Origin of the sequence: Candidatus Seribacter sulfatis, assembly GCF_964187635.1 — a bacterium.
In the GTDB taxonomy this organism is placed as follows: domain Bacteria; phylum Verrucomicrobiota; class Verrucomicrobiia; order Opitutales; family Seribacteraceae; genus Seribacter; species Seribacter sulfatis.
Window position 1 is genome coordinate 1 of record NZ_CAXLMO010000052.1, and the last position, 6,033, is coordinate 6,033.

5 protein-coding genes are annotated in these 6,033 nt (G+C 42.5%); 2 read left to right on the plus strand and 3 right to left on the minus strand.

Going from position 1 to position 6,033, the window contains the following annotated elements; all coding sequences use genetic code 11:
• Window positions 1-99: 99 nt before the first annotated feature.
• Entirely contained in the window at window positions 100-273 is a 174-nt protein-coding gene (locus ACKPQ5_RS05815) for a hypothetical protein (RefSeq protein WP_407678155.1), read from the minus strand.
• Window positions 274-2,460, minus strand: a complete 2,187-nt coding sequence (locus ACKPQ5_RS05820; protein WP_407678156.1) for a sulfatase-like hydrolase/transferase — start codon at window positions 2,458-2,460, stop codon at window positions 274-276.
• A 414-nt stretch (window positions 2,461-2,874) separates the two neighbouring features.
• Here ACKPQ5_RS05820 and ACKPQ5_RS05825 point away from each other — a divergent pair, with 414 nt between their 5' ends.
• Both ACKPQ5_RS05825 and ACKPQ5_RS05830 read left to right on the plus strand, forming a co-directional pair.
• A complete protein-coding gene (locus ACKPQ5_RS05825) occupies window positions 2,875-3,468 on the plus strand; it encodes a LemA family protein (RefSeq protein ID WP_407678157.1) in 594 nt (197 codons plus the stop codon).
• 27 nt (window positions 3,469-3,495) lie between these two features.
• Window positions 3,496-5,427 carry a M48 family metallopeptidase gene (locus tag ACKPQ5_RS05830; RefSeq protein ID WP_407678158.1) on the plus strand — a complete coding sequence of 644 codons (1,932 nt, stop codon included), beginning with the start codon at window positions 3,496-3,498 and terminating at the stop codon, window positions 5,425-5,427.
• Window positions 5,428-5,457: 30 nt separating this feature from the next.
• Here the strand turns inward: ACKPQ5_RS05830 and ACKPQ5_RS05835 are convergent, their stop codons facing one another.
• Window positions 5,458-5,937 (minus strand): peptide-methionine (S)-S-oxide reductase, encoded by a 480-nt coding sequence (locus ACKPQ5_RS05835; RefSeq protein WP_407678159.1) that lies wholly within the window; start codon window positions 5,935-5,937, stop codon window positions 5,458-5,460.
• Between the last annotated feature and the right edge of the window lie 96 nt (window positions 5,938-6,033).

Consider the following 6,033-nt stretch of genomic DNA (forward strand, 5'->3'; position numbering starts at 1 on the left):
TAGAACATTTCTCATGCCTGTGAAAAAGGTTTCCTAAAACTGCACCTTCATTACACCTAGGGCAACGATTTCGAAGGGTTCTAAAAAAATATTCTGTTTTCATCGGGATTCTCCCTCTTTACTAATGGACTCAGCATCTATTCCCGCTGGAAGAGTTGAGTTTGTTTTAAATTGTTCGTACGCGGAGCGAAGTTTTAAATCTCTTCTAATCCCAGTACCTAGAATTGTAGATAGAATAATAACGATAAACCAAGTTCTTTCTGAAAAAAACATTTATCTCTCCTTATAAACCGGAGGCTTCCAATTTTCAGGTAATTTGCCCTGCGGGCGAACCCCTAAAGAACCGATTGGAATACGATGATCTTTTAATTGTAACAAAGGGAGATCATCTGGAAGGTGCTTGATTCGCATTTCCTTCAATTCAATAGTCATAGATGGACCCCTGTGTACCTGCATCGCTAAAACACCCTCCAACGTCCTACCCTCTTTATGCAAATCAATTAAATCTGCAGTGGGGTGAGCGTCAATCCAGTGTCGGTGACGATTACCTTCCACCAGAACTCGATACTCATGCCACTCTCCCGGCTTGAATTCTTTTACTGAAAAAGTACCCACAATCCAGGGCTTTCCGTCATGATCCACTATTACTTTTTCTCCCGTGTGTGAGAGTATTCGCCTTCCCTTCTCTTCATAAAGCATTCCATTGTATTTGGATTGATTGGCGACCACGTCGCATTGATAACCAGTCACCACATCCAACCCGATATCCGGTCGCGAAGTTCCCCGGTATTGAATACCGCTATTTCCTCCTTCAGTGACCCGAACCTTTACACGAAGGTCAAAATTTCGGACCGTAGCCGCTTTCCATGTGATAAAATGATTCATCTTTAATGTGCCATCCGTTTGGCCAATGAGTACTCCATCTTTCTTAGACCAGTATTTTGAATCCCCAGACCAATTTCGCATTCGGTTCCCGGGAGTAATCAGACTGGCAAAACCGTCCTCACCTGGTCGGTTCGCAACCTTGGCAGCAGAAACCGGATATGGATCGGTCGACTTGGAAAGAAGTTCTTTCATCGGAGATAAGGGGCCTCCCAATTCCTTAACTCGTTGATCCGTCATTCCCCTCATTTCTTTCAGAGTTTTTGTGTATTTGGGATTGCTCGCCAAGTTAATCAGTTCATCTGGATCATTTTTTAAATCATGTAAAAATTCATAATTTTTTTCATCCACATAGCGGACATACTTAAATCGTTCACCACGCATCCCTTCGAATGCAGGAATTCGGTGACGAACCGCAAAGTGTTCGTGAAATGTATATTTACGGAAAGAGGATGGATTTGATTCAGAAATTAATTTTGCAAAAGTTTTCCCCTGATATCTTTTCGGAATTTTTACCCCTGCCCACGAAAGAAAAGTGGAGGGAAGATCGAGATTCAAAACCGATTCCTGCCGAACCTGCCCACGAACTTTTCCTTTAACCCGTGGATCATAAACCACCATCGGAACACGGAGTGATTCTTCATAGTGTGACCATTTACCGGCAAATCCCCGATTCCCCATGTGATATCCATTATCTGCGGTGTAAACAATAATGGTATTTTCAGCTAACCCCTGCTCTTCCAATGCTTTCAGAAACCGGCCAATTGCATTATCAATCCCACTGACCATTCGCAAGTAAGCCCGCATATTAGTTCGGTAGCGCTCATCTGTATTCCAACGCCAAAAAAATCGTTCCCGATTAATAGTGGTTTTTAAAAAGTCCGGTTGTTTTTCAAAAATCTCAGGATCATTCAATCGGGGGGGAGAAATCTCGTCCTCTTCATACATTCCATCCATCGCTCGTGGCCAGGGAAAATGTCCAATTCCAGGACGCCGGTCGCCATCTTCAGCATGGCAGGCATTAAACCACATATTTATAGCAAACGGTTTATCCTTGGGCTGATTTTCAATAAACTCGATTCCACGATCCACAATCAATTCCGTCTCATGGCGAAGGGTTCCATCCTCCTGTTTTTTATAAAACGGATTTCTACCAATTGGATGAAACTCATCAAAATGATCCTGAGCTTTCCACCCTTTGGGCATTTTCGCATGCCACTTACCAGCAAACCCTGTACGGTATCCAGCATCTCTCAAATAATCCACATAAAGCTTCTCCACCGCTTCAGGTTTGGCCATATCATGGTTTCCTGGAACTCCATAACTTCGCCCGGTCAATCCGGTTAGGATCGTAGTCCGACTAACCCAGCAAATTGACTGACTCACAAAGGCATTCTCGAACCTTGTTCCCTCATCGGCTAAACGGTCAATATTGGGAGTCTTGGCTAGCGGGTGTCCATAACATCCCAAAGCACTCGATGTTTGATCATCAGTAAAGAAAAAGACAATATTAGGCTTTTTAGCCCAGCTTGTTAAAAATAAACTCAGAAAAAGAAAGGAAAGGAATAAGATTTTCATTACTATAATTATGTCAGATGAATTATAATTCTTATGCTTTTAGCCGAAATTGCGACTGCTTAGTTTTTTCACTTTTCGATTTCTGGCAGATTCCATTGAGCTAGATTTATAAAAGGGTTAACGCACTCTAGATATTATCCAACTAAAATTCATTTCCTGCTCTTCCCTTTAGTTAAGTAGAAACAATTTCTTATCCTTCTTATTCATTTCTTCAATTACCTTGTTTATCATAATGTTAACGACATTCCCTCTTTTATAAATAAAGTTATTAATTATAATTTAAATTACCATTCTTATGATCTATGTTTATTAGGTATTCAATTATTACCGTGGTGAAATCGCAACTTGACCAAAGTTGAGTATTATAACTATCCTTAAAAATTATTGCTTTCTTAATCATAAACTTATCTTAATATGTTAATCACCACACTTGTTATCGTCGGAGTTTTAATCGTCTTAGTGATGATCGTTGTTGGGATCTACAACAAATTAGTCACGCTTAAAAACCGCTTTGAAAACGCCTTCTCTCAAATTGAAGTTCAATTGCAAAGGAGATATGACCTCATTCCCAACCTGATCGAGACAGTGAAGGGATACATGGCCCATGAAAAAGAAACCTTAGAAGCGGTCATACAAGCCCGTAATCAGGCACAAAGTAGCCTGCAGGCTGCTTCTCAAAATCCCGGGGATGCCACTGCAATTGCCGGTTTGGCGGGAGCCGAAGGTATGTTGGGTGGTGCTTTAGGTCGTATCTTTGCATTGTCGGAAAGTTATCCAGATCTGAAAGCCAATCAGAATATGGCAAATTTACAGGAAGAACTCAGTTCAACTGAAAACAAGGTCGCATTTTCAAGGCAGGCTTTCAATGACTCCGTTACAGCTTACAACACCTACAAACAAACCTTTCCTCCAGTCTTTTTCGCGGGTATGTTTGGTCATGGTCAAGATGGCACTCTCCTCGAATTCGAAAGCAAAAAGATTAAAGAAGCACCGAAAGTACAATTCTAACTGGATCGAAAACCCGATCCGTTCAACATGGATTTTTTTGAACAGCAGGACAAAGCCCGTGGACTTAGCGGGTATCTTTTTTTACTATTTGGGTTTGCGGTACTCTGTATAATCATTTCGATTTTCTGTTTAGCCTCAGTTGCGGTTGGATTTGAAAAAAATCTAGCCGAATTAGCATGGACCTTTGAATTAGCTGCAGTCTCTAGTGTGAGCACAATAATAGCAGTATTTCTTGCCAGTGCTTTCCGAATTAGTTGGCTTTCCTCAGGGGGAAAAGTGGTTGCTGAATCAATGGGCGGACAAAGACTGAACCAAAGCACTAAAGATCCGCTCTCCCGACAAGTCCTTAATGTCGTCGAGGAAATGGCAATTGCATCCGGTACTCCCGTACCACCGGTTTACTTAATGGAGGAAGAGGGAATTAACGCTTTTGCGGCGGGTTATTCTCCAAGGGATGCGGTAATTGGAGTAACTCGGGGATGCGCCACCAAACTAAACCGAGACCAGTTGCAGGGGGTAATGGCACATGAATTCAGCCATATTCTCAATGGGGATATGCGAATCAATATTCGCTTAACCGGTATTATTTTCGGAATTGTATTTTTATCCAGCATCGGGCGAATCCTTACCAACATTGCCTATGTTTCAGGAGGGCGCAGAAGAAACGGAAAAGACAGCGGAGGAGGTGCCCTTGTAATATTGGGAATAGGTTTACTGATCATTGGTGGAATTGGGGGCTTCTTTGGAGCAATGATTCGAGCATCTATCAGTAGGCAAAGAGAATTCCTTGCCGATGCATCAGCAGTACAATTTACTCGTAATCCGGATGGTATCGCCGGAGCACTCAAACGAATTGGGGGATATTCTCACGGGTCTAAGTTACAATCAGCTGGAGCTCAGGAATTTTCACATATGTTTTTCAGCTCCGGTATAAGTAGCATGTTTGCCACACACCCCCCGCTGCCTATTCGAATAAAACGGATCGATCCAAATTGGAAAAATTCATACCCAAATACTGATAAAATTTCCGAGATTGCATCCCAAGGCAGCGAAATGGCGGGTATTTCTGGATTTGCTGGAGCTTCTCCCAGTGGGAAAACAACCGTAAACCAAACTGCTACCCAAACTAGAACGGAACAACAAGAGCACACTCCTTCGGCCCAGACATTTCTCAAGAGCGAGGGAAAAATAGACGAAGAAAAACTGGCACAGGTACGATCCTTAATTGCCTCTATCCCAGCACCTCTGATCGAACAGGCAAAGGAACCATTTGGTGCCCGCTGTTTACTATTTGCTTTGCTACTCGACATTAAAGATCTAGACGCCAGAAAACGACAGGCCCAAATGATCGAACACCAAGCTGAGGAAGGAACGCTCTATCAAACTGAAAAAATCGAGCCCCTACTCACCAATCTTTCCTGCGAACAAAAATTGGTCTTAGTGGAAGAATCAAGGCCCGCCATTGCCGAGCTTTCGATGAATCAATTTTCTGTATTCCAAACATTAATAGTCCAATTAATCGGAGCGGATGAAAGCATTGATCTTTTCGAATGGTGCCTGCACAAGGTTATCGAGTTTGACTTTGGTAAACAACACTACCCTCGCCAACTACATGGCCGTGCATCTATCCGCAGCCGGCTTTCAGATTGTGCAGTAATTCTTGGCGCCCTCTCTCACTACGGACAGGATGGGGCCGACCCCCAACCATCCTTTAACCACGGTATGCAAGCCCTGGATCGAAGCGGGCAAATCAAACTACCTCCTAGTCAGAATTGTGGCCTATCCTCGATGGACAAAGCGATCGAACGACTCAACAAAATGAGTGCGACTGAAAAACGATCTCTAATCGATGCCTGTGCCCGAACGATTGACCACGATGGAAAGACCACCGATATCGAAATTCAAATTCTCCGTGGTATTGCCTGCGCACTGTCCTGTCCGCTCGGTCCGAATCTGTAACAAGTAAAGTAAGGAATCCAATAATATTTATTAAACTCTGATCCGGTATTTATGTAAGAGTTTTTTTGGAATATGACATTTTTCCTTAGGATTTTTTTGCAATCGATCTTGGTGCTCTTCATCACTCCGGATAAAATTACTTAAAGGCAATACTTCTACAAGTATTGATTTTGAATTTTCGAGAGAGGTGATAAAATTATGGGCTGCATCAAGATGTTCCTGCCTCCTGCTGTATATTCCAGTCCTGTACTTTTCCCCAATATCCTCACCCTGCTTATTCAAACTGTACGGATCAATAATCTCAAAAAAATATTCCATTAACTGCTCCATCGTTACCTGTCCTCGATCAAAAATGGTTCGAACACATTCAGCATAGCCGTCATATTCAGTATTAGTAGTGCTGGCTGATCCATTAGCTCTTCCCGCTTCGGTAGAAACAACACCCGGTAAATACCTAATAAACTCCTGCACTCCCCACAGACACCCCCCTGCAAAAAAAATCTCCTCCACCCGATTTTCTACATCCAGCTTTTCTTTGAAATTCACTATAATTATCAAATTGTGGTTTTTACATTGAAATGTCCATAAAGATAGAATTTGCGACCG